Source organism: Brevibacterium sp. LE-L, assembly GCF_050214925.1.
In the GTDB taxonomy this organism is placed as follows: Bacteria; Actinomycetota; Actinomycetes; order Actinomycetales; family Brevibacteriaceae; genus Brevibacterium.
Genome location: NZ_CP189759.1, coordinates 1,847,265 through 1,870,704, shown reverse-complemented (window position 1 = coordinate 1,870,704; position 23,440 = coordinate 1,847,265). Strand labels below are relative to the sequence as shown.

Sequence of the window (23,440 nt, the reverse complement as noted above, 5' to 3'; positions counted from 1 at the left end):
GGCCATTGTCTCATGTGGTCCTCGCACCGGCGTCCTTGACCTGCCGCGCATTGTCGAGGAGTTCGGCCGCATGGGCCTTCGCCGAGTCGGAGTCGTCCATTCCGGCCAGCATGCGGGAGAGTTCGACGACGCGGTCTTCGTCGCTGAGTTCCTGCACGCCCGAGCGCACGGTCTCGGCGTCATCGTCTTTGACGATGGTCACGTGCGTGTCGGCCCACGCCGCGACCTGCGGCAGGTGGGTGACGACGATGACCTGGGCGTTTCGGGCGAGCTTCGCCAGTCTGCGGCCGATCTCCACGGCCGCCTTGCCGCCGACGCCGGCATCGACTTCGTCGAAGACGTAGGTGGGAATGGATTCGCTGGCCGCGCGGACGACTTCGATGGCGAGCATGACGCGGGAGAGTTCACCGCCGGAGGCGATCTTGCCGATGTCGTCGGGGGTCGAGGATGCGTGCGCGGCGAAGGTCAGCCGCACCTCGTCGGCACCGTGGCTGGTCGGTTCCCGGGGCGTGAGCTCGAAGTCGACGCTCGCCTTCGGCATCGACAGTGCCGCGAGCTCTTCGCTCACGGCCTGGGAGAATTCCTGCGCGGTGGCGGTGCGGATCTCAGACAGCGCCGCGGCGGCTTCTTCCATCTCGGTCCGCGCTTGGTCGAGTTCGGCGTCGAGGCCGTCGAGGTCGCGGTCTTCGGTTTCGAGTTCGGTGAGTTCGGCCGCGGACCGGGTTTCGAAGTCGAGGACTTCGGCCACGTTCTGGCCGTAGGGGGCCAGGGTGCCGAGTTCGGCGCGGCGGGCTTCGGTCTCTTCCAGTGAGGTCTCGCCGAGTTCGTCGAAGCCTGAGAGGTAGGAGGACAGTTCCGCGGCGGAGTCCGACAGGCGCAGCACCGCGTCGCCGAGGGCTTCGCGGATCGTGGTCAGTTCTCGGTCGGAGGATTCGACGTCGCTGATCGCGGCGATGGCCTGATGGACGAGGTCGACGGCGGCTCCGGCGTCGTCGGCTTCGGAGCCGAGCAGCAGGTCGTGGGCAGCGCCGACGGCGCGGGTGATCTCGGCTGCGGCGCCGAGCTTCGCGGCCTGGGCGGTCAGCGTCTCATCCTCGCCGGGTTCGGGGCGCACGGCGTCGATGGCTTCGAGGCAGCCGCGCAGCCACAGGATGCGTTCGCGGCGGGCCGCGGTGGAGTCTTTGATCCGCAAGACCCGGGCTTCGGTCTCTTTCCAGGACTCGAACGCGGCACGGTAGCGGGCGGCCACCTCGGCGAGTCTCTGTCCTCCGGCGGCGTCGAGGAGCTGTCTCTGCTGGGCGGTGCCTTTGAGTCGCAGCTGTTCGGATTGGCCGTGGAGGGTGATGAGGTCGGAGGAGATGTCGGTGAGCACGGAGATCGGCACGGTGCGTCCGCCCGCGGTGGCCCGAGCGCGGCCCTTGAGCGCGACGGTGCGGGAGATGATCGCTTCGTCCTCGGCGCTGCCGCCGGCTTCTTCGATGCGCTCGCGCACGGTCTCGGCGACATCGGTGAAGATGCCTTCGACTTCGGCTTTCTCCGCGCCCTTGCGGACGACTCCGGAGCCGACTTTGCGGCCCATGAGCAGGGACAGGGCGGAGACGAACATCGTCTTGCCGGCGCCGGTCTCACCGGTGACGACGGTGAAGCCGGTGTCGAGTTCGACCTCGGCTTCAGCGATCACGCCGAGGTGGGAGATGCGCAGTTCGGAGATCAATCAGGCCTCCTTGATCGGGCCCCGCCACCCGGAGACGGGCAGGCGGAACTTCGCGACGAGTCGGTCGGTGAAGGGTCCGGTGTGCAGGCGGGCGAGTCGGATCGGCGACTTCGAACGGGTGGCCTCGACGCGGGCACCCGACGGCAGTTCGAGGGCACGGCGGCCGTCGCACCACAGCACCGCGGAGAAGTCGGGGTTCGTCGGGGAGATCTCCACACCGAGGCGGGAGTTCGGGTTGACTACGAGCGGTTCGGCGAAGAGGGCGTGGGCGGAGATCGGGACGAGGATGAGCGCTTCGACCTCGGGCCACACGATGGGGCCGCCGGCGGAGAAGGAGTAGGCGGTCGAGCCGGTGGGGGTGGCGAGGATGACGCCGTCGCAGCCGAAGGAGGACACGGGGCGGGCGTCGACGCCGAGGACGACGTCGACCATGCGCGACTTCGAGGTTTTCTCCACGGTCGCCTCGTTGAGCGCCCAGGCGTTGAAGATGTTCTCCCCCTCGTGCCAGACGGACACGTCGAGGGCGAGGCGCTCTTCGACGAGGTAGTCGCGTTGGGAGGCACGGTGGACCGCCTCGGCGAGGTCTTCTCTTTCGCTTTCGGCGAGGAAGCCGACGTGGCCCAGGTTGACGCCCATGAGGGGTACGCCGGAGCCGTGGAAGCGTTCGGCGGCGCGGAGGATGGTGCCGTCGCCGCCGAGGACGATGACGAGTTCGCAGGCGTTCTTCCACTCCCCAAGCTCGGAGGCATCGATGATGACGCAGTGGTCGAGGATGTCGGCTTCGGCGACCGTTTCGGTGCCCAGGGCCGCGGCTTGGCGGGCGCGGATGCCGACGATCTCGTCGTCGAGGACGACGGGGGTGATGCCGTCGTCGAGGAGAGCTTTGAATACGCTGACGGCGGCCACGGCCGACTCTTCACGTTGGGGGTGCAGCAGCACCATGATGTGTCTGGTCACGACTCTCCTCTCATGATCTTGTCCAGGTGGGCGGGGATGGTTGCTTCGTCGAGCCTATCGGACTCATCCGGGGCGCGGCCGGGTCGAACACGCAGGAAGTACTCCCTGTTCCCGCTGGGTCCCGGCAAGGGTGAGGCCGCAATGTCGCTCACGCGTGCGGCGTGTTCGCCGACGGCGGTCACGACGGAGTCGATCGCACGGCGGCGGTGGGCCGCGGACGTGACGACGCCGTGCTTGTCGAGGCAGGAGCGGGCGAGTTCGAATTGGGGTTTGACCATAAGCAGCAGCTGCCCGGTCGATGCCGTGGCGGCCAGCAGCGGTTCGAGGAGCAGGCGCAGGGAGATGAAGGAGACGTCGGCGACGACGAGGTCGACGCTCGGTACGTCGGAGTTCGAGAGTTCGCGCAGGTTGAGGCCTTCGCGGACGTGGACGCGCGGGTCTTCGCGCAGCATGGGGGCGAGCTGGTCATGGCCGACGTCGACCGCCCAGACCTCGGCGACTCCGTGCTGGAGGAGGACTTGGGTGAAACCGCCGGTGGATGCGCCCGCGTCCAGGGCGGTGAGGTCGCTGAGCCTGGTCGTGAGTGCGAAGGCGTCGAGGGCGCCGAGGAGTTTGTGGGCGCTGCGGGCGACCCAGGGGTCGGGTTCGGTGACGGTGAGGTCATCGGCTTCGGCCACCTCGTGGGAGGCCTTGGTGATGGTGCGGCCGTTGACGCCGACACGGCCGGCGGCGATTTCGCGGGCCGCGCGGGAGCGGGAGTGCAGCAGTCCGCGGTCGACGAGTGCCCGGTCGAGCCTGCTCACAAGGAGCCCACCTGGGAGTCGAGTTCGTCGAGCAGGGTGCCGAGGCGCTCATGACGCTGCGCGGCGGGGGCGTCCTTGGTCTCGGCGAGGTGCGCACGCCAGCCGTCGACGGGCACGTCTCCACTCAGCGAAGCCGGTGTCGGTGTCGGTTGGGCCTGCGGTGGAGGGGTCGGTCGCGGTGATTCGGTCACTGGTCCTCCTCAACATCGTTGCGAATCCCGGAGGTGTCGGCGGTGTCGGGACAGTCGCCGATCGTGCGCGGCAGCTGCTCTTCGGTCAGCACCGCCTCGGCGTCGGTGTCGCCCGCGTCGATGGCGTCCCAGGCACGGTGCAGGGCGGATTCGATCTGCGTGCATTCGCTGCGGTCGGCGCCGGTGATGAGGGCTTCGAGGCCGCGCAGACTCGGCAGGATGAAGGTCGGTCGGCGTTCGGGTGCTGCGCGGAGTGCATCGTGGATGTCGTGGATTCCGGTGAGCACGAGCGCGGTGTCGAAGCCGGCAGCACGTCCGCCTTCGATGTCCGTGTTCAGTCGGTCACCGACCATCAGCGGTCGTCTGGCGCCGAGGCGGCTGGCTGCGAATTCCATCATGTGCGGGGCGGGTTTGCCGACGATGACGGGTTCGGTGTCGGTGAGTCGGGACATGAGTTCGACGAATGCTCCGTTGCCGGGGACCTTGCCGGATTCGGTGATGAGGGAGAAGTCGGGGTTGCTCGCCCACCATTCGGCTCCCGAACGGATGGTCGCGCAGGCGCGCACGATCGTCTCGTAGTCGATGTTCGGGTCGAGTCCTTGCGCGATGGCCACGGGCCGGGCTTCCGGGGAGTCCGTGATCTCGAGTCCGGCGTCTTCGAGCGCGATGCGCAGTCCGGTCGTGCCGACGAGGTGGACACGGGCGCCGGTCCCGAACCGCTGCGCGAGGCGTTCGGCGAGCACCTGCGCCGAGGTGGTCACTTCGTCGTCGGAGGCGTCGATACCCAGCCCGGTGATCTTCTCCGCGGTCGCTTCGGCGGTGCGTGTGGCGTTGTTGGTCACGTAGTTGACGGGAATCTGCTGGGAATGGAGCCAGTTGATGCCGTCAGCGGCTCCGTCGATCGCGTGGGTGCCGTGGTAGACGACGCCGTCGAGGTCGAACAGGACACAGTCGATGGGCACGCCCGTGGTCTCAGGCGTGGAACCGTGCGACGTCTGTGCCTGTTCGGCGGGGAGTGTCACTGGTCTCCGTCGGCCTCGGCGGTCTCGGTGTCGGTCCCGGCATCGGCGGTGTCGGTGGTAACGGTGTCACCTTCCGTGCCGGCGTCGGCTTCTGCCTCGGCGAGGATCTCGTCGAGTTCGGATTCGATCTCCTCGTCGGTGACCTTGACGGATTTCAGTTCCTTCGCCGAGACGTGCGTCTTCGACGAGGGGATCTGGTCGGCAGGTGCTGCTGACTCGGCGGACGCACCTTCTCCGGCTTCGGACTCTGCGACTTCGGGCTTGCGGTCGTCGGTCTCGCTGCCGGCTTCGGTGGACGGTTCCTCTGCGGCCTCGGACTTGCGGTCGTCAGTCTCGCCGCCGGTCTCGGCGGACGCGTCGCCTGCGGCCTCGGGCTCGTCTTCGATCTCGTCGACGGTTTCGATCTCGACACCGGCGTTGAGGTCCGGCTCCTCGTCGCCGAAGAGTGTGCCGGTCGCCTTGGCCGTGCGGCGGGAGAGCTCTTCGTACTTGTCGGCGAGTTCGGGCTCGCCGTCGATGCGCAGCACTTCGGCGTAGGCGGCCATGAGACGGACCAGTGCGCCGCTGGGCTTCTGGGTGAAGTCCTCGGCTTCGATGAGTCGACGTGCGCCGGCGATGTCTCCGAGGTCGGACTTCGCTCCGGCAGCGACGATGACGAGTTCGGTGCGAGCATCGTTGTCGAGGTCGAGCTCTTCGGACTGCTTCAGCAGCTCGATGGCCTTCTCCGGCTTGCCGCGGCCGCGTTCGCCATCGGCGATGAGCGCGATGTTGTCATTCGACCCGGAGATGCGGCGGTGGGTGCGCAGTTCGCGCACGGCCTCGTCGTATTTCTCGACGTAGTAGGCAGCGATGCCGAGGGCCTCACGGACGACGGCGACGCGGCCGGCGCGAGCCATGGCGGCCTTCGCGTGTTCGTGGGCGCGGTCGGCATCGAGGTCGAGCAGCCCGCCCGCGGCGACGAGATGTTTGGCGACCATGATCGCGTTCTCTTTGTCGAGGGAACGCAGCTGAGCGAAGATCTCTTTGTCGAGCTCGCGGCCGGTGACGCCTTCGGGGATCTCGGGTTCTTGGACGCGCGGGCGGCGGGCGCGCTGCTCGCGTGCGTATTCGCCGGTATCGGTCTTGCGCGACGCACGGCGGTCGTTGTCATTGCGGCCGTATCCTCCGCGGCCCCGGCGGTCGTCATCACGACGGTTGCCCTGGTAGCCACCGCGACGGTCATCATCACGACGATTCCCCTGGTAGCCACCGCGACGGTCATCATCACGACGGTCACGGTTGTAACCGCCCCTACGGTCATCGTCATTGCGACGATTGCCCTGGTACCCGCCTCGGCGATCGTCATCACGACGGTTCCCTTGGTACCCGCCACGACGATCGTCATCACGACGGTCACGGTTGAAACCGCCCCTACGGTCATCATCGTTGCGACGATTGCCCTGGTACCCGCCTCGGCGATCGTCATCACGACGGTTCCCTTGGTACCCGCCACGACGATCGTCATCACGACGGTCACGGTTGAAACCGCCCCTACGGTCATCATCGTTGCGACGATTGCCCTGGTACCCGCCTCGGCGATCGTCGTCACGACGGTTTCCCTGGTACCCACCGCGACGATCGTCATCACGGCGGTTGCCCTGATACCCACCACGGCGGTCATCTCGGCGATCGGAATGGCGTGGCCCGCGGCCGTCCCGGTTGTCCGGTCGGCGGTTGCGATTGTTGTCGCGATCTGCGCCGCGACCGCCTTCTGCGCGGCGGTTGTCCTGGCTGTCTCGCGAATCCCCTTGGGCCACGATTCTCCCTATGAAGTCTTTTCAATGTTCCGCTCCATTCTAGTGCACTCACCGCCGAGTCGCCCTGTGTGCGGGGACACGTCAGACTCCGCCGCGAGCTCTCCTCTCACCCGTCGACTCCCAGGTCACCGCGTCAGCCCTCTGTTAGAATCAAGGCGAATCCAGTCGAACGGCCAGCACAAGTCGAATCGGTTCGGCGGCAGCGGCAGTCCGCGTCGCCTCGGCACCAGGGGATGAATGACAGCGGACGTGGAAGATCATTGCGCGGATGACAGCCGTCTGCGTGTCTCCACGAGCAGAAATTCTGCAGCTATCCGCCTCCCCGCCCCGGTTTTCCTCGGTCCCCTGCCTTCTCTGCAGCACGCATACGCGATGGACAATCCCAACTGCGCTTGTGATCAGCATCATCGGATTGCGCATTCGGCCCCGTGCTTCGCCTATTGTTGTGCCCGGACGCATTCTTATGCCCGAACGCATCTGGGGCGAAGCTCTCGAACCGGGTTGCCCCGCAGGTCAGACGGCAGCTTCGCAAACGCAAGGCTCCTCAGTGACGCCGCATGCTCTGCTCGTGAAACCGATGGTTCGACCCCTCAGATCACACAGTCGTTCACCCGCTAGAAAAAGGAGAAATCGTGCCAAACACACTCTTCATCGACGGACAGTGGGTTTCAGCCGTCAACGGTGGAACCCGCAAGATCCACAATCCGGCCGACGGCAGCTTCGTCGCCGAGGTGGACGAAGCCAGCCCCGCCGACACCGAGCTGGCGATCAAGGCCGCTCGCCGTGCCTTCGACTCCGGCGTCTGGTCCTCCGTCCCCGCCAGCGAACGCGGCGACATGCTCCTGAAGTTCGCGGCCGTGCTGCGTGAGCGCAAGGACGAATTCGCCAAGGCCGAATCCCTGGACACCGGCAAGCGCTTCGTCGAATCGCAGATCGACATGGACGACATCGCGAACTGCTTCGACTACTTCGGCAAGCTCGCCGCAAACGATGCCGGTCGCGTCGTCGACGCGGGAACCGACACGGTCGCTTCGAAGATCGTGCACGAGCCCGTGGGTGTCTGCGCCCTCATCACCCCGTGGAACTACCCACTGCTGCAGGCCGCGTGGAAGATCGCCCCGGCCATCGCCGCCGGCAACACCTTCATCCTCAAGCCCGCCGAACTCACCCCGCACACCGCGATCCTCACCATGCAGGTCTTCGAGGAACTCGGCCTTCCGGCCGGTGTCGGCAACCTCATCCTCGGTGCCGGTGCCGATGCGGGAGCTCCCCTGTCCACGCACGAGGACATCGACATGGTCTCCTTCACCGGCGGCGTGGTCACCGGTCGTCTGCTCGCGAAGAACGCCTCGGCGACGATCAAGAAGATCGCCCTCGAGCTCGGCGGCAAGAACCCGAACGTCGTCTTCGCCGATGCCGACTTCGACGCCGCCCTGGACAATGCGCTCAATGCGGCCTTCGTCCACTCCGGCCAGGTGTGCTCCGCCGGTGCCCGGCTCATCGTCGAGGAATCCATCGCCGAGGAGTTCGTCAACCGCCTCGTCGAGCGTGCCGAGCAGATCCGACTCGGCGGTCCCTTCGACGACAACGCTGAGACCGGTCCGCTGATCTCCGCGGCCCACCGCGACAAGGTCGCCGCCTACGTCGAGAAGGGTGTGGCCGAGGGTGCTCGTCTGCGCTGCGGCGGCAAGTTCGGTGAGGGTGAACTCGCCGACGGCTTCTACTACCTGCCGACCGTGCTCGACCAGGTCAAGCGCGGCATGTCCGTGGTCGAGGATGAGGCCTTCGGTCCCGTCGTCACCGTCGAGACCTTCTCCACCGTCGACGAGGCGGTCGAGATCGCCAACGACACCTACTACGGACTCGCCGGCGCCGTGTGGAGCCAGGACGCGGGCAAGACCCAACTGGTCGCTCAGCGCCTGCGCCACGGCACCATCTGGATCAACGACTTCCACCCCTACCTGCCGCAGGCCGAATGGGGCGGCTTCAAGCAGTCCGGCTTCGGTCGCGAGCTCGGCCCCACCGGTCTGGCCGAATACCAGGAAGCCAAGCACATCTACCAGAACCTCGAACCCGCTGTCACCGGATGGTTCCCCGACCACACGAAGTGACCCTGGGATCACAGACGAATACGCAGAATAAGGAGAGATGGACAGTGGAAACCACTCATAGCTTTGATTATGTTGTCGTGGGAGGCGGCTCGGCCGGAGCCGCAGTCGCCGCCCGCCTGAGCGAGGATCCCCAGGTCACCGTCGGACTGCTCGAAGCGGGTCCGACCGATGTCGGTGAGGACGTCGTCCTCCAGCTCAACCGCTGGATGGAGCTCCTCGAATCCGGCTTCGACTGGGACTACCCCATCGAAGAGCAGGAGAACGGCAACTCGCACATGCGCCACGCGCGGGCGAAGGTTCTCGGCGGCTGCTCCTCGCACAACTCCTGCATCGCCTTCTGGGCCCCTCGCGAGGATCTCGACGAGTGGGAGAACACGTACGGCGCCACCGGCTGGGGATCGAAGGACACCTTCGGCCTGTACAAGAAGCTCGAGAACAACGAGCTGCCCGGTGACCACCACGGACACGACGGTCCCGTGCGTCTGATGAACGTACCCCCGGTCGACCCCTGCGGCGTCGCTCTCCTCGACGCCTGCGAGCAGGCCGGGATCCCGCGTGTGCAGTTCAACGACGGCGAGACCATCGTCAACGGTGCGAACTTCTTCCAGGTCAACCGCAAGGACGACGGCACCCGTTCGTCCTCCTCGGTGTCCTACCTGCACCCGATCCTCGACCGTGAGAACCTCACGATCCTCACCGGCACGCAGGCCCGCGAGCTCGAGTTCGATGACGCCGACAACTGCACCGGCGTGCACGTGGTCAACAACGCCTTCGGCAACACGAAGCGCATCGAGGCGAAGAAGGAAGTCATCGTCTCCGGCGGTGCCATCAACACCCCGCAGCTGCTCATGCTCTCGGGCATCGGCCCCAAGGACCACCTCGCCGAGGTGGGCATCGACGTTCGCGTCGACTCACCGGGAGTCGGCGAGCACCTTGCCGACCATCCGGAAGCCGTCATCGCTTGGGATGCGAAGAAGCCGATGGTCGAGGATTCGACCCAGTGGTGGGAGATCGGCATCTTCACCCCCACCGAAGAGGGTCTCGACCGTCCGGACCTGATGATGCACTACGGTTCGGTGCCCTTCGACATGCACACTCTGCGGCAGGGGTACCCGACCTCGGAGAACACGTTCTGTCTGACTCCGAACGTCACTCACGCGAAGTCCCGCGGAACCGTGCGTCTGCGCTCGAAGGACTACCGCGACAAGCCGAAGGTCGATCCCCGCTACTTCACGGACCCGGAAGGCCATGACATGCGCGTGGCTGTCGCCGGGATCAAGAAGGCCCGTGAGATCGTCTCCCAGGACGCGATGTCCGAGTGGGCCGGCGAAGAGCTGTTCCCGGGCAAGGACGTCGTCACCGACGAGCAGATCGCCGATTACGTCTCACGCACGCACAACACGGTCTACCACCCGGTCGGCACCACCCGGATGGGACCGGTCGATGACGAGATGTCGCCGCTCGATCCCCAGCTCAAGGTCAAGGGCGTCAACCGTCTGCGCGTCGTCGATGCCTCGGCGATGCCGGAGATCACCACGGTCAACCCGAACATCACGGTGATGATGATGGGTGAGAAGTGCGCGGAGATGATCAAGAACGGTCAGTGACCGATAGATGGAACGGTCTGTGACTGTCAGACAGACCGGTCTGTGACCGATCGATGAAGGGGCCGCTGCGAATGGCAGCGGCCCCTTCGTCATGCTCGGACCGAGTGATGCTCGGATCCAGTCGTACTCGGACCGGGTCATGCTCGGACCCGCAGGGTATCCGGGGATCGGAATCCGGAGCGGGTCTACCCGTCGTCGCCCTTGCCCGACGTTCGGCGACTGCCGGTTCGGCTGGCGAGGGTGCCTCCGCGTTTGACCTTGTGACCGTGCGAATCGATGTAGGGGTCACGGAACTCCGGTGCCGGTTCGACGGCTTGAGGTCTCGTGACGACGTCCTCGTCGCTGTCATACTCGTGGCCGAATTCGTCGTCACCGCCCTCACGACGTTCGACCTCTTCGGGCGGCAGCACCTTCTTCCAGCGGCGCATCCGCACCCTGGGCAGCACGCCGGCGTCCTCGCGCAGCGCCCGCATCAGAGCGTAGATCTGGAAGTAGGCGATGATGAAGAACGGCAGACCGACGAGGATGATCGTCGATTGCAGGGCTTCGAGACCGCCGGAGCCGGAGAATACCAGCAGAGTCGCCGTGACGACGGCGACGGCGAGGGCCCAGAAGATCCTCTGCGGCAGCGGGTTGAAGTCCTCATGCCCGTTGTTCATCGTGTCGACGACGAGTGCCGCAGAGTCCACCGAGGTGACGAAGAAGATGATGACGAGGACGATCGCGATGACCGAGATCGGGCCGGCCAGCGGGTAATGGTCGAGGAACGCGAAGAGCGCACCGGGAATGTCGCCTTGGTCGACGACCCTGTCGACCAGTCCCCCGCCCTTGTTGAACTCGATGTCGAATGAGGCGTAGCCGAAGATACCGAACCACAGGATCGAGAACGCCGAGGGGATCGCGAGCACGCCGATGACGAACTGCCGGATAGTGCGACCGCGGGAGATGCGGGCGATGAAGATGCCGACGAAGGGTGACCAGGTGATCGTCCAGGCCCAATAGAAGACGGTCCAGGTGTTCTGCCAGCCGGTGTTCGCAAACGTATCGTTCCACAGCGCCAATTCGGGCAGCTGTTGGACGTAGGTGCCGAGGGATTCGAAGACGCCCTTGGCCATGAACAGAGTCGGGCCGAAGACGACGATGAAGACCAGCAGCAGCACCGCCATGACGATATTGAGGTTCGACAGCACCTTGATGCCCTTGTCGAGGCCGAGCGAGACGGAGATCGTCGCCAGACCGCAGACGACACCGATGATGATCAGCTGCCACAGGGCGTTTTCGGGAATGCCGAGGACTTGTGCCAGACCGCCGTTGATCTGGAGGGTGCCGAGTCCGATCGACACGGCGATGCCGAAGACCGTACCGATGATGGCGACGACATCGATCGTCTTGCCGATCGGTCCGTGGATCTTCTCGCCGAGGATGGGCTGGAAGATCGAGCTCACCCGCGGCGGCAGGTTGCGCTTGTGGATGAAGTACGCGAAGCACAGCGCGGGAAGGGTGAAGATCGTCCACGTGTGCAGGGTGAAGTGGTAGTAGGTGAAGTTCATGGCGTCGACCGCAGCCGCGGGCGTGCCGGCTTCGATGCCCAGCGATGCTCGCGGTGGATCGCCGAAGTGGCTCACAGGTTCGGCGACGCCCCAGAACATGAGGATCGAACCGATGCCGGCGGCGAAGAGCATAGCGAACCAGGCACCGTTCGAGTGCTCCGGTGGTTCATCGTCCGGGCCGAGCTTCGCTCTGCCATACCGTGAGGCGGCGATGTAGATGAGAAAACCGAGGAACACTGTGACGCCGAGGATGTAGAACCATCCGAGGTTTGTCAGCAGCCAGTCGGATGCGACGGAGACTCCGGCATCGAGCTGGTCCGTGAAGAAGATCGTTCCGACGACGAAGATGATGATCACGGCAGCCGAGGAGAAGAAGATGGCCGGATTGGTGCGGAGTCTCAATGCATCGTGGAGTCTGTCAAGCATGCGTGCATCCTTCCTGAGTACCAAGCGGGTGAGCGGTGTCTCACCCACACTACAGAAGTGTCCGAGTTTTCATGCAAAGTCCGTTGTCACAAAGCGATATCGACTCTGCTCCTCGGCCTGTCGATTCCACTTCTCGGTCCGTCGGCCCATCCGCGGCAGGCCCAGAAACGCCGAACGGAGCCCCGGTCGACATGACCGGAGCTCCGTTTCGAAAGCCGCAGGCGGCAGACGCCTCAGTGCCGGGGAGGCTCGTCCTCACCGCGCGGATCGAGTTCCTCGCCGAGGCGACGGTCACCGGCTGCCCCGGTGAGGCCGTCGGTTCGAGGCTGGCCTTCGACAGGAGGCTGGCCCTCGGTGCGGTAGTCGCCTTCGGGACGCACCCGGTCGGTTTCGGGATGGGGACGGCCATCGGGTCCACGAGTGTCTGCAGGCTCGCCCCGGTCTCCCCGATGGTGGCCGGCACCGGGTGCAGGGGCGGCGGGGTCGTGGTTCTCGCCGGGAAGAGGGCCCTTGCCCCGATGCGGAGGCGTATCGGGGTCCAGCTCGTCGGCATGCTGCAGTGACCGCTCGTGAGCGAGTCGTTCTTCGCGCACGAGCTGTTCGCGCTTCGCGGCATCCGAGTCGAGCTGTTCGGCCTCGGCCGCCTGACGGTCTGCGTCGGCCGCACGCGCGTCGGCGTCGGCTTTGGCCATTTTGGCTTCTGCCCGACGCTTCTCCATTTCAGCTTCATGAGCGCGGACTTCGTGTTCGGAATCCGCTGCCTGCTGTCGCAGCTGCGCGGCTTCTTCACGCTGTCGTTCACGCTTCACTGCAGCGGCCTTGCGGCTGACTGCGATGAGGATCCCCACGATGATCAGGAACACGACGATGGCGACAACAATCCAGATGATGGTTGACACGTTCATGCGGTTTCTCCTTTGCTGTCTCTTCGGATGTCGCTGATGAGTTGCATCCGACCCAGCGGACCGCTTCATCCTCGCACGCCGCTACGCCTGCCGCATCAACGTTGACTGTGAGTCTGCCGAGTTTCCGACGGTGCCAGCCGATCTTTCGCTTGGATTCGCCGAGTGATCAGAGAGGTGTACCGCGTGTGGAGAGTTCCGCCGCGAGCCACAGCGCAAGGTCCTGAGTACCGACGGTCAGTCCACGAGGCAGTCTCGTCGTCGACCTGCCGGCAGGTCCTTCGCCCTCGATGGTCAGCTCCACAGAGGAGAAGAGTGTTTGCCTGACGAGGTGGACATCGCGAATCCTCGACCATGCGAACCCGTCTTCTGGGCATTCGCTCGTCGCGATCCAGACTCCGTGAAGAGTCACGATGATCTGAGGGGTACGTTGAGCAGCGAATTGCAGCGTCCTCAGACCCCGCAGGAACTGTCTGCTGGAGGAATAGTGCAGAGTTACTTGGCCGGTCTCTGCCAGCTCTGCTTTCAAAGTTTCGAATGTGCTCATACCGGATTCTATGGCAGCGCGTTCAGTTGAGATCGGGCAGTACTTTCAGTTGAGATCGGGCAGTACTTTCAGTTGAGGTCGCACGATGCGTTCAGGTGAGATCGGGCGATGCGTTTGACTGCCACAGGATGGTGCGAATGATTGCCACAGGTTGGTGCGATTGATTGTGAATACGAGGAAGGCCCCGCCCAACCCCCACAAAACAGGAATCAGACGAGGCCACCCCCACCAAAAAATATTGCGGCAGTCACTTACTCTCCCACAACCACCAAGTTGCAGTACCATCAGCGCGCATGGGCTTAGCTACCGGGATCGGAACGGTTAACCGGGCGTTTCCCCACCACTATCACCACCGCAAAACCAACAGACCACCACCACACCCAACCCACAAACAGGTCAGGCGGTAATGGTCCAAGAACCGCACAGCGAACGCGAACACCAACAACAGTCACATAACATGCACCCCACAAAACGGGGGTGACTTCTCAAGCCAACACCACGTGCAACCCAAAAAGACTCTCACGCACACACCAACCCCAACAAAAGAGTTGATGAGTGATCGGTGTATTAGTACCAGTCAACTCCACACCTCACAGTGCTTCCATACCCGGCCTATCAACCCCATCATCTATAGGACACCTCTCCCACACAAAATGTGTGGATGGAAATCTCATCTCGGAGCAGGCTTCCCGCTTAGATGCTTTCAGCGGTTATCCATCCCGAACGTAGCCAACCAGCCATGCTCCTGGCGGAACAACTGGCACACCAGAGGTTCGTCCGTCCCGGTCCTCTCGTACTAAGGACAGACCTCCACAAATTTCCTACGCACGCAGCGGATAGGGACCGAACTGTCTCACGACGTTCTAAACCCAGCTCGCGTACCGCTTTAATGGGCGAACAGCCCAACCCTTGGGACCGACTCCAGCCCCAGGATGCGACGAGCCGACATCGAGGTGCCAAACCATGCCGTCGATATGGACTCTTGGGCAAGATCAGCCTGTTATCCCCGAGGTACCTTTTATCCGTTGAGCGACCACGCTTCCACAAGCCATGGCCGGGTCACTAGTCCCAGCTTTCGCTCCTGCTCGACACGTCCGTCTCACAGTCAAGCTCCCTTGTGCACTTACACTCGACACCTGATTGCCAACCAGGCTGAGGGAACCTTTGGGCGCCTCCGTTACTCTTTAGGAGGCAACCGCCCCAGTTAAACTACCCATCAGGCACTGTCCCTGAACCCGATCAGGGTCCGAAGTTAAGGAATCCACTATGGTCAGAGTGGTATTTCACCGATCGACTCCACCTGATCTAGCGACCAAGCCTCATAGTCTCCCACCTATCCTACACAAACCACACCGAACACCAATACCAAACTATAGTGAAGGTCTCGGGGTCTTTCCGTCCTGCTGCGCGTAACGAGCATCTTTACTCGTAATGCAATTTCGCCGAGTTCGTGGTTGAGACAGCAGAGAAGTCGTTACGCCATTCGTGCAGGTCGGAACTTACCCGACAAGGAATTTCGCTACCTTAGGATGGTTATAGTTACCACCGCCGTTTACTGGGGCTTAAATTCTCCGCTTCACAGTAACCTGTTAACGAGTCCTCTTAACCTTCCAGCACCGGGCAGGCGTCAGTCCGTATACATCGACTTACATCTTCGCACGGACCTGTGTTTTTAATAAACAGTCGCTTCTCTCTGGCCTCTGCGACCACCACCAGCACATCCCGCAGTAAGTGCGGTTCACCAGGATGGTCCCCCTTCTCCCGAAGTTACGGGGGCATTTTGCCGAGTTCCTTAACCACGATTCTCTCGATCACCTTAGTATTCTCTACTCGACCACCTGTGTCGGTTATAGGGTACGGGCAACACACACCCTCACGTCGATGCTTTTCTCGGCAGCAGAGGATCACCAGATCACCCCACCACAGTGGGGCGCCCATCAGCTCTCACACACAAAGCGGGGACGGATTTACCTACCCCCGCGTGCTACAACCTTAGACCGTGACTACCATCGCACGGCCTGGCTACCTTTCTGCGTCACACCACACGCTTACCGACTCCACACTCAGGTCCCACCCGCATCACCAAACAACAGATCCGAAGACCCGAAGGGCGAATTAGATGGTTAGTCTCATGTGTTTTGGTACTGTCGGTTGTGTGTCGGTACCAGAATATCAACTGGTTGTCCATCGACTACGCCTGTCGGCCTCGCCTTAGGTCCCGACTTACCCAGGGCGGATTAGCCTAGCCCTGGAACCCTTGGTCATCCGGTGGACGGGTTTCTCACCCGTCTTTCGCTACTCATGCCTGCATTCTCACTCGAACCGCTTCCACCACTCGTTCACACGGCAGCTTCACCAGCGACTCGACGCTCCCCTACCCAACACCACACCATTACGGATACACGTGGTGCTGCCACAACTTCGGCGGTGTACTTAGCCCCGCTACATTATCGGCGCTCAATCACTTGACCAGTGAGCTATTACGCACTCTTTCAAGGGTGGCTGCTTCTAAGCCAACCTCCTGGTTGTCTTCGCAACTGAACATCCTTTCCCACTGAGCACACGCTTAGGGGCCTTAGTTGATGGTCTGGGCTGTTTCCCTCTCGACAATGAAGCTTATCCCCCACTGTCTCACTGCCACGCTGAACCTTGACTGGCATTCGGAGTTTAGTTGACGTCAGTAACCCGGTGGGGCCCATCAGCCATCCAGTAGCTCTACCTCCAGCAAGAACCACGCAACGCTGCACCTAAATGCATTTCGGGGAGAACCAGCTATCACAGAGTTTGATTGGCCTTTCACCCCTAACCACAGGTCATCCCCTCCATTTTCAACTGAAGTGGGTGCGGGCCTCCACGCGCTCTTACACACGCTTCACCCTGCCCATGGCTAGATCACTCCGCTTCGGGTCTAGGACACGCGACTGACAACGCCCTGTTCGGACTCGCTTTCGCTACGGCTACCCCACACGGGTTAACCTCGCCACGCACCGCTAACTCGCAGGCTCATTCTTCAAAAGGCACGCCATCACAGTCATCTAGATACTGCTCTGACGGATTGTAAGCACATGGTTTCAGGTACTCTTTCACTCCCCTCCCGGGGTACTTTTCACCATTCCCTCACGGTACTTATCCGCTATCGGTCATCAGGAAGTATTTAGCCTTACCAGGTGGTCCTGGCAGATTCACACGAAATTCCACGAGTTCCGTGCTACTCGGGCACACGCACACTACGCCGGCGTCACTGTTTCGTCTACGGGACTCTCACCCACTCCGGTCCTGTTTCCCACCAGGTTCGACTACACCAACACCAACACAGACTGGCCATGCTGGACCAGACCGTACATACCCCACAACACCGTGCACGCAACACCAGCACGCTTGACACGCACACGGTTTAGGCTCATCCAGTTTCGCTCGCCACTACTCCCGGAATCATTGTTATTTTCTCTTCCTGCGGGTACTGAGATGTTTCACTTCCCCGCGTTCCCCCCACGTACCCTATATATTCAGGCACGGGTCACTACCCTCACAGGCAGCGGGGTTTCCCCATTCGGAGATCCTCGGATCAACGCCCGTTTATCGGCTCCCCGAGGCTTATCGCAGATTTCCACGTCCTTCATCGGCTCCTGATGCCAAGGCATCCACCATGCGCTCTTACACACTCACCACACCCCAAAGGGTTGGCGGCGTGTACGCGAAATATTGTCTTTCAATCACACAAGATGATGACAAGAAAAATCACATTACATAACACCACAACCCCAAAAGGGCTGCAGCATTGATGCTCGCGTCCACTATACGATTCTCAAACCACTACCAAACACCACTCACAAACCAGACCACTGCTGTGGCTGCCCGTGAAGCGGGTCGGTCCTGTTGGTTGAAACCACACCCAACGACTGTTGGGGTTTGTGATTCCAGGACCCAATAACGTGCCTGTTCTAGCCCATCCTCATACCCATACATCGACGAGGCACTCACCCCGACAACGCTGAGTGGACGAGCGGAAGTTGTGATGTTCCACCCATGAGCAACCCACCCAGGAACACGAACGGTTCCTGACGGTGGGGATCTGAATGTGTGCTCCTTAGAAAGGAGGTGATCCAGCCGCACCTTCCGGTACGGCTACCTTGTTACGACTTAGTCCCAATTGCCAGTCCCACCTTAGACGGCCCCCTCCCCTAAGGGTTGGGCCACCGGCTTCGGGTGTTACCGACTTTCGTGACTTGACGGGCGGTGTGTACAAGGCCCGGGAACGTATTCACCGCAGCGTTGCTGATCTGCGATTACTAGCGACTCCGACTTCACGTAGTCGAATTGCAGACTACGATCCGAACTGAGACTGGCTTTAAGGGATTCGCTCACCCTCACAGGTTCGCCTCTCTCTGTACCAGCCATTGTAGCATGCGTGAAGCCCAAGACATAAAGGGCATGATGATTTGACGTCATCCCCACCTTCCTCCGAGTTGACCCCGGCAGTCTCCTATGAGTTCCCACCATCACGTGCTGGCAACATAGAACGAGGGTTGCGCTCGTTGCGGGACTTAACCCAACATCTCACGACACGAGCTGACGACAACCATGCACCACCTGTACACCAGCTCCAAAGAGAAGAACTGTTTCCAGAACGGTCCAGTGTATGTCAAGCCTTGGTAAGGTTCTTCGCGTTGCATCGAATTAATCCGCATGCTCCGCCGCTTGTGCGGGCCCCCGTCAATTCCTTTGAGTTTTAGCCTTGCGACCGTACTCCCCAGGCGGGGCACTTAATGCGTTAGCTACGGCGCGGAGAACGTGGAATGTCCCCCACACCTAGTGCCCAACGTTTACGGCATGGACTACCAGGGTATCTAATCCTGTTCGCTCCCCATGCTTTCGCTCCTCAGTGTCAGTTACAGCCCAGAGTCCCGCCTTCGCCACCGGTGTTCCTCCTGATATCTGCGCATTTCACCGCTACACCAGGAATTCCAGACTCCCCTACTGCACTCTAGTCAGCCCGTACCCACTGCCCGCGCAACGTTAAGCGTTGCGTTTCCACAGCAGACGTGACCAACCACCTACGAGCTCTTTACGCCCAATAATTCCGGACAACGCTCGTACCCTACGTATTACCGCGGCTGCTGGCACGTAGTTAGCCGGTACTTCTTCTGCAGGTACCGTCACTTTCGCTTCTTCCCTGCTGAAAGCGGTTTACAACCCGAAGGCCGTCATCCCGCACGCTGCGTCGCTGCATCAGGGTTTCCCCCATTGTGCAATATTCCCCACTGCTGCCTCCCGTAGGAGTCTGGGCCGTGTCTCAGTCCCAGTGTGGCCGGTCGCCCTCTCAGGCCGGCTACCCGTCGTCGCCTTGGTAGGCCATTACCCCACCAACAAGCTGATAGGCCGCGAGCCCATCCCCGATCGAAAAACTTTCCACCATCCCACATGCGTGGAACAGTCATATCCGGTATTAGACCCAGTTTCCCAGGCTTATCCCGAAATCAGGGGCAGGTTACTCACGTGTTACTCACCCGTTCGCCACTCATCCACCAGGTGCAAGCACCCGGCTTCAGCGTTCGACTTGCATGTGTTAAGCACGCAGCCAGCGTTCGTCCTGAGCCAGGATCAAACTCTCCATAAAAAAATTATGTTGCAGCATGAATCCCAGCAAGACAGCCAAACCAGTCACGGGGTGACCAGCCGGCTTCAAAAAAAACGATCAAACACCCCAACCGCCACCCCAGTGAACGATTCAACAAAGAACCACCCACCTCAAGGAGGCGAACCAGACTGTCCGACCGTGTGATTGTCTCACCAGAAAAATAATGTTTCTGGCATCACAACTTGTTCAAACAAACACGCTATTGGATTCTCAAACCACAAACACTCACCCATCACCACAACCCAACAAAAAGGGGCGTGTTCACTGGGGGCATCAGTTTCATTTATCGTCACCCACCCGATCCCCAACCACCGCGACAAACCCTGTTTGTCCTGGTCAGGCCCGGTGGAAACCCTGTCTTTCAGACTGTGTTCCCGGCGGGGCAACGAGATATAACTCTAGACCACTCCAGCCAGGCGGTGCAACTCGAAAGCGGACTTCGCGCTGTGACACCGGTCACCGTGGCCGGTGGGGCCGAGAAAAGAGCGGGCCTCCGGGCGCCGACGCGACGCAGCGCGGCATCCCGTGGACGTGCCGCGACATCCCACGAAGGTGCCGCGACTTCCCATGGAAGTGTCGCAGCACCCGTGGAAGTGCGGGGTTCAGGCTCCCCGGTAGCCGGGCATGAGCCGATCGCTGTTGACGATCTGTTTGCCCAAGGGCATGAGCGAGACGGGAATGAGCTTGATGTTCGCCCAGCCGAGCGGGATGCCGATGATCGAGACGAACAGTGGGATCGAGGTGATGACGTGTCCGATGGCCAGCCAGATCCCGGCGACGACGAGCCAGATGATGTTGCCCAGTGTGGTGGCGACGCCGGCGGGTCGTGTTTCGATGACTTCCCGGCCGAAGGGCCACAGTGCGTAGTTGCCGATTCGAAAGGAGGCGATCCCCCAGGGGATCGTGACGATGAAGATGCAGGCGATGATGCCGGCGGCCCAATAGCCGAGTGCAAGCCAGAGGCCGGAGAAGATGAACCAGATGATGTTGAGCAGAGTGCGCATGAACTCCTCGTTCGCTGTCGGTGCAGTTCGTTCGTAGTCGGTGCAGCTGGTCTTCGTCGGGGCGAGCCGTTCGAGGTCGGCGCGATCTCGTCTCGACGTCACAGGTGTGGACGTGATTCCAGTCTGGCTGATCTTGCTTGACCTCGCCATGATGTTTTCCCGCGTCCGGTCGTGCGGTTGGCCTGCGACAGGGTCGCATCTCATGTCTACCCTGCGAACAAGTTCTGTGCTTGTAACCCGCCTTCACAAGCCAGGAGCTTGTCTCCGGGGAATACAACAGCACCGTGCCTCCCTGTCCAGGGATGGCACGGTGCTGTCGGCGACGATTTCGGCTCAGCTGACGACGTCAACGGCTCCGAGGGTCTTCTTGCCCCGGCGGAGGAGGATCACTCCCCCGGCTTCGGTGGGGAGCACCTCGGCGGGGGTCAGGGTCTGGTCGTCTCCGCTGACCTTGACGTTGTTGACGTAGGCACCGCCGTCCTTGATGGCGCGGCGGGCCTCACCTTTGGACTTGACGATGCCGGCGGCGACGAACGCGTCGGCGACGGGCATGCCTTCGGCCAGCTGAGTCGCGGACACGTCACCGCGGGGCAGCTCAGACGTGGCGGCACCGAGGGTAGCGGCGTCGAGTCCGGCCAGCTCTCCCCCGCCGAAGAGGGCCGAGGCCGCGGCGATCGCCTGCTCGTAGGCTGGGCGCCCGTGGACGAGGGTGGTGACATCCTCGGCGAGGGCCTTCTGCGCCACACGAGTGTGCGGTGCGGCGGTGAACTCGGCTTCGATGGCCTCGATCTCTTCGAGCGATCGCAGCGAGAACACCTTGAGGTACTTGACCACGTCACGGTCGTCGGCGTTGAGCCAGAACTGGCTGAAGGCGTACGGGCTGGTCAGCGACGAGTCGAGCCACACGGTGCCGGATTCGGTCTTGCCGAACTTCGTGCCGTCAGCCTTGGTGATCAGCGGTGTGGCCAGCGCATGGACGGACTTCTGCTCGACGCGACGGATGAGGTCGACGCCCGAGGTGAGGTTGCCCCACTGATCGGATCCGCCGGTCTGCAGGGAGCAGCCGTAGCGTCGGTTGAGCTCGAGGTAGTCGTTGCCCTGGAGGATCTGGTAGGAGAACTCGGTGAAGGAGATGCCGGCTTCGCTGTTCAGTCGTGCGGAGACGGATTCCTTCGCGAGCATCCGGTTGACCGGGAAGTGCTTGCCGACGTCGCGGAGGAAGTCGATGGCCGTCAGCTGCGAAGTCCAGTCGAGGTTGTTGACGATCTGCGCCGCGTGGGGGCCGTCGAAGTCGAGGAACTTCTCAACCTGGGCGCGGATCTTCGCCACCCATTCCTCGACGACCTCGCGCGGGTTGAGCGTCCGCTCCCCCGACATCCGCGGATCACCGATGAGGCCGGTGGCACCGCCGACGAGAGCCAACGGGTTGTGCCCGGCCTGCTGCAGGCGGGCCGCGGTGAGCAGCTGGACGAGGTTGCCCATGTGCAGGCTCGGCGCCGTCGGATCGAAACCGACATAATAGGTCAGCGACTCCTCGGCCAGAGCCTTCTGGAGGGCGGTCTCGTCGGTCGAAACCGCGACGAGCCCGCGGGCCTTGAGTTCACTGAAGATGTCGGTCACTTCGGTCCTTTCGAATCATTTGCCAGTGTCGGTGCGGCACCGACGGGGTCAATTCTACGGTGTTCCGCGAAGCGCCGATGCCGCGGGCCACGACGGTGCCGAAAGCGGTTCGCCGTGGTCGCGAGGCACCGGCCGATCGCTCACAATAAGGACCTGAGCTCCCGGGAGCTCACTGTTTCACCGTGTCATCAGTCCGGCGCGTCACATCAGATTCTTCGGGTTCCAGCGTCTGTTGGGCGTCTTCGTCGGGATCGGGACGGCCGAGCGCGACGGCGACTGCTCCGACGAGGGCGACAAGGGCCCAGATTCCGCCGATGAGGTACGGTCCGCTGCCGGGAATGAGGATGAGCGCAGATGCGATCATCGGCGACAGTCCTGCGCCCAGGGCGGCGGCGAACTGGTAGCCGACCGAGGCACCCGTATATCGCACTGCAGGCGGGAAGAGCTCTGAGACATAGGCCGCGATCGGTCCGAAGCACAGACCCTGGACGATTCCGTTGCCGAGGATGATCGCCAGAGCGTACTGGTGGACCTCACCGCTGATGATGAGAAGGACGAGCGGCAGGGCAAGAACGGCGGCAACGATGTGGGCACCGATCAATGAGCGTTTACGCCCGATCCGGTCGCTGAGTCGGGCGATGACAAACGTGACGATCAGCGTTGTCAGGGCCCCGACGGCCTTCCAGTTGAGGACTTCGGACTTGTCCTCGCCGGCAGCCACGGCCACCGACACGCCCCAGACTGTCGTCAGGCCCTGAGTGACATAGATGGTCATCGTCGCGAAGAGCGCGATGAGCACTTGGCGCTTGTAGTTCTTGAACACTGTGAGCAGCGGGACTTTCCTCTCCTCGCTCTCTTCTTCGAGCTGCTGGAAGGCAGGTGTTTCGCTGACCTTGAGACGAATCACTAGGCCGACGACGATGAGTACGGCCGAGAGCAGGAACGGCAGGCGCCAGCCCCATGTCACAAAGTTGTCCCCAGTCAGCGTCGCAGTCAGTGACAGAATGAGCGTCGCCAAGATCGCTCCCGCAGGACCACCGGCGTTGGCGAACGCCGCAGCCAGTCCTCGCCGGGCCTTCGGCGCGTGCTCGAGCGCCATGAGCGCAGCACCGCCCCATTCTCCGCCGACGGCGATGCCTTGGATGATCCGAAGGGTGAACAGGGATGCGGGTGCGATCATCCCAATTGACGCAGTCGGCGGCATGAGGCCGATGATCACGGTGACGGCTCCCATCATCACCATGGAGACGATGAGGGCCTTCTTCCGTCCGACGCGATCTCCGAAGTGTCCGAAGACGACTCCGCCCAGCGGCCGGGCCAGGTATCCCGCAGCCAGGGTGCTGAATGAGGCGAACAGCGACAGACCGGGTCCGAGCCCTTCGAAGAAGAGATTCGCGAAGACGATCGACGAGGCTGTCGCGTAGAGGATGAAATCGTAGAACTCGATGGCCGATCCGACGAAGCTCGAGGTGAGGATCCTCCGCATCTCCGGCGTCTTCAAGGAGGTTTGGAGTCCGTCCTTGTCAACAACGTCTTTGTTGTTATTCATAGT

14 protein-coding genes and 3 rRNA genes are annotated in these 23,440 nt (G+C 62.4%); 3 read left to right on the top strand and 14 right to left on the bottom strand.

All coding sequences use genetic code 11. The annotated features are described in order from the left end of the window. Positions 1-10: 10 nt before the first annotated feature. From recN to ACQE2J_RS08340, 6 genes are read right to left on the bottom strand one after another with little or no spacing between them, the layout of a single operon-like run. Complete coding sequence (recN, locus tag ACQE2J_RS08365; protein WP_135542053.1) at positions 11-1,714, bottom strand: DNA repair protein RecN; 1,704 nt, start codon at positions 1,712-1,714, stop codon at positions 11-13. Further along, on the bottom strand, positions 1,715-2,671 hold the full coding sequence (locus ACQE2J_RS08360) for an NAD kinase (RefSeq protein ID WP_425120360.1): 957 nt from the start codon (positions 2,669-2,671) through the stop codon (positions 1,715-1,717). Then, positions 2,668-3,474: a TlyA family RNA methyltransferase gene (locus ACQE2J_RS08355; protein WP_135542057.1), complete on the bottom strand. Its 807-nt coding sequence runs from the start codon at positions 3,472-3,474 to the stop codon at positions 2,668-2,670. Before ACQE2J_RS08355 ends, ACQE2J_RS08360 begins: the two co-directional genes overlap by 4 nt. Next, entirely contained in the window at positions 3,471-3,665 is a 195-nt protein-coding gene (locus tag ACQE2J_RS08350) for a hypothetical protein (RefSeq protein ID WP_426937444.1), read from the bottom strand. Before ACQE2J_RS08350 ends, ACQE2J_RS08355 begins: the two co-directional genes overlap by 4 nt. Continuing rightward, on the bottom strand, positions 3,662-4,687 hold the full coding sequence (locus ACQE2J_RS08345; protein WP_135542060.1) for an HAD-IIA family hydrolase: 1,026 nt from the start codon (positions 4,685-4,687) through the stop codon (positions 3,662-3,664). The genes ACQE2J_RS08350 and ACQE2J_RS08345 overlap by 4 nt, the downstream gene beginning before the upstream one ends. Beyond that, positions 4,684-5,664, bottom strand: coding sequence for a hypothetical protein (locus tag ACQE2J_RS08340; protein ID WP_426937443.1), 981 nt, complete (start codon positions 5,662-5,664; stop codon positions 4,684-4,686). The genes ACQE2J_RS08345 and ACQE2J_RS08340 overlap by 4 nt, the downstream gene beginning before the upstream one ends. Here ACQE2J_RS08340 and ACQE2J_RS08335 point away from each other — a divergent pair. The 3 genes from ACQE2J_RS08335 to ACQE2J_RS08325 all read left to right on the top strand — a co-directional run bounded on the left by ACQE2J_RS08335 (position 5,650) and on the right by ACQE2J_RS08325 (position 10,201). Then, positions 5,650-6,720, top strand: a complete 1,071-nt coding sequence (locus ACQE2J_RS08335; RefSeq protein WP_426937442.1) for a hypothetical protein — start codon at positions 5,650-5,652, stop codon at positions 6,718-6,720. The genes ACQE2J_RS08340 and ACQE2J_RS08335 overlap by 15 nt on opposite strands. Before the next feature lie 395 nt (positions 6,721-7,115). After that, on the top strand, positions 7,116-8,594 hold the full coding sequence (locus ACQE2J_RS08330; protein WP_135542064.1) for an aldehyde dehydrogenase family protein: 1,479 nt from the start codon (positions 7,116-7,118) through the stop codon (positions 8,592-8,594). A 44-nt stretch (positions 8,595-8,638) separates the two neighbouring features. After that, positions 8,639-10,201 carry a GMC family oxidoreductase gene (locus ACQE2J_RS08325; protein WP_135542066.1) on the top strand — a complete coding sequence of 521 codons (1,563 nt, stop codon included), beginning with the start codon at positions 8,639-8,641 and terminating at the stop codon, positions 10,199-10,201. A gap of 185 nt (positions 10,202-10,386) precedes the next feature. On the opposite strand, the gene ACQE2J_RS08320 is transcribed toward ACQE2J_RS08325, so the two are convergent. The 8 genes from ACQE2J_RS08320 to ACQE2J_RS08285 form a co-directional block, all read right to left on the bottom strand. Then, positions 10,387-12,177: a BCCT family transporter gene (locus tag ACQE2J_RS08320; RefSeq protein WP_426937441.1), complete on the bottom strand. Its 1,791-nt coding sequence runs from the start codon at positions 12,175-12,177 to the stop codon at positions 10,387-10,389. Positions 12,178-12,410: 233 nt separating this feature from the next. Next, positions 12,411-13,082: a hypothetical protein gene (locus ACQE2J_RS08315; RefSeq protein ID WP_426937440.1), complete on the bottom strand. Its 672-nt coding sequence runs from the start codon at positions 13,080-13,082 to the stop codon at positions 12,411-12,413. Between the two features lie 782 nt (positions 13,083-13,864). Then, positions 13,865-13,983: ribosomal RNA gene (gene rrf / locus ACQE2J_RS08310) — 5S ribosomal RNA — on the bottom strand. A gap of 190 nt (positions 13,984-14,173) precedes the next feature. Next, positions 14,174-17,294: ribosomal RNA gene (locus tag ACQE2J_RS08305) — 23S ribosomal RNA — on the bottom strand. 423 nt (positions 17,295-17,717) lie between these two features. After that, positions 17,718-19,243, bottom strand: a 16S ribosomal RNA gene (locus ACQE2J_RS08300). Together the 16S, 23S and 5S rRNA genes form the textbook arrangement of a ribosomal RNA operon. A 623-nt stretch (positions 19,244-19,866) precedes the next feature. Continuing rightward, positions 19,867-20,268, bottom strand: coding sequence for a YccF domain-containing protein (locus ACQE2J_RS08295; protein WP_135542765.1), 402 nt, complete (start codon positions 20,266-20,268; stop codon positions 19,867-19,869). A 333-nt stretch (positions 20,269-20,601) separates the two neighbouring features. After that, on the bottom strand, positions 20,602-21,888 hold the full coding sequence (tyrS, locus tag ACQE2J_RS08290) for a tyrosine--tRNA ligase (RefSeq protein WP_135542755.1): 1,287 nt from the start codon (positions 21,886-21,888) through the stop codon (positions 20,602-20,604). A 169-nt stretch (positions 21,889-22,057) separates the two neighbouring features. Then, positions 22,058-23,437 (bottom strand): MFS transporter, encoded by a 1,380-nt coding sequence (locus tag ACQE2J_RS08285; RefSeq protein WP_426937439.1) that lies wholly within the window; start codon positions 23,435-23,437, stop codon positions 22,058-22,060. Positions 23,438-23,440 lie beyond the last annotated feature (3 nt).

What these genes read in the sequence shown, in the direction of transcription:
- ACQE2J_RS08335 (WP_426937442.1), top strand. Translation starts at nt 5,650, where the DNA reads ATGTTTGGCGACCATGATCGCGTTCTCTTTGTCGAGGGAACGCAGCTG.
- ACQE2J_RS08340 (WP_426937443.1), bottom strand. Translation starts at nt 5,664, where the DNA reads ATGGTCGCCAAACATCTCGTCGCCGCGGGCGGGCTGCTCGACCTCGAT.
- ACQE2J_RS08320 (WP_426937441.1), bottom strand. Translation starts at nt 12,177, where the DNA reads ATGCTTGACAGACTCCACGATGCATTGAGACTCCGCACCAATCCGGCC.
- ACQE2J_RS08315 (WP_426937440.1), bottom strand. Translation starts at nt 13,082, where the DNA reads ATGAACGTGTCAACCATCATCTGGATTGTTGTCGCCATCGTCGTGTTC.
- ACQE2J_RS08295 (WP_135542765.1), bottom strand. Translation starts at nt 20,268, where the DNA reads ATGCGCACTCTGCTCAACATCATCTGGTTCATCTTCTCCGGCCTCTGG.
- ACQE2J_RS08285 (WP_426937439.1), bottom strand. Translation starts at nt 23,437, where the DNA reads ATGAATAACAACAAAGACGTTGTTGACAAGGACGGACTCCAAACCTCC.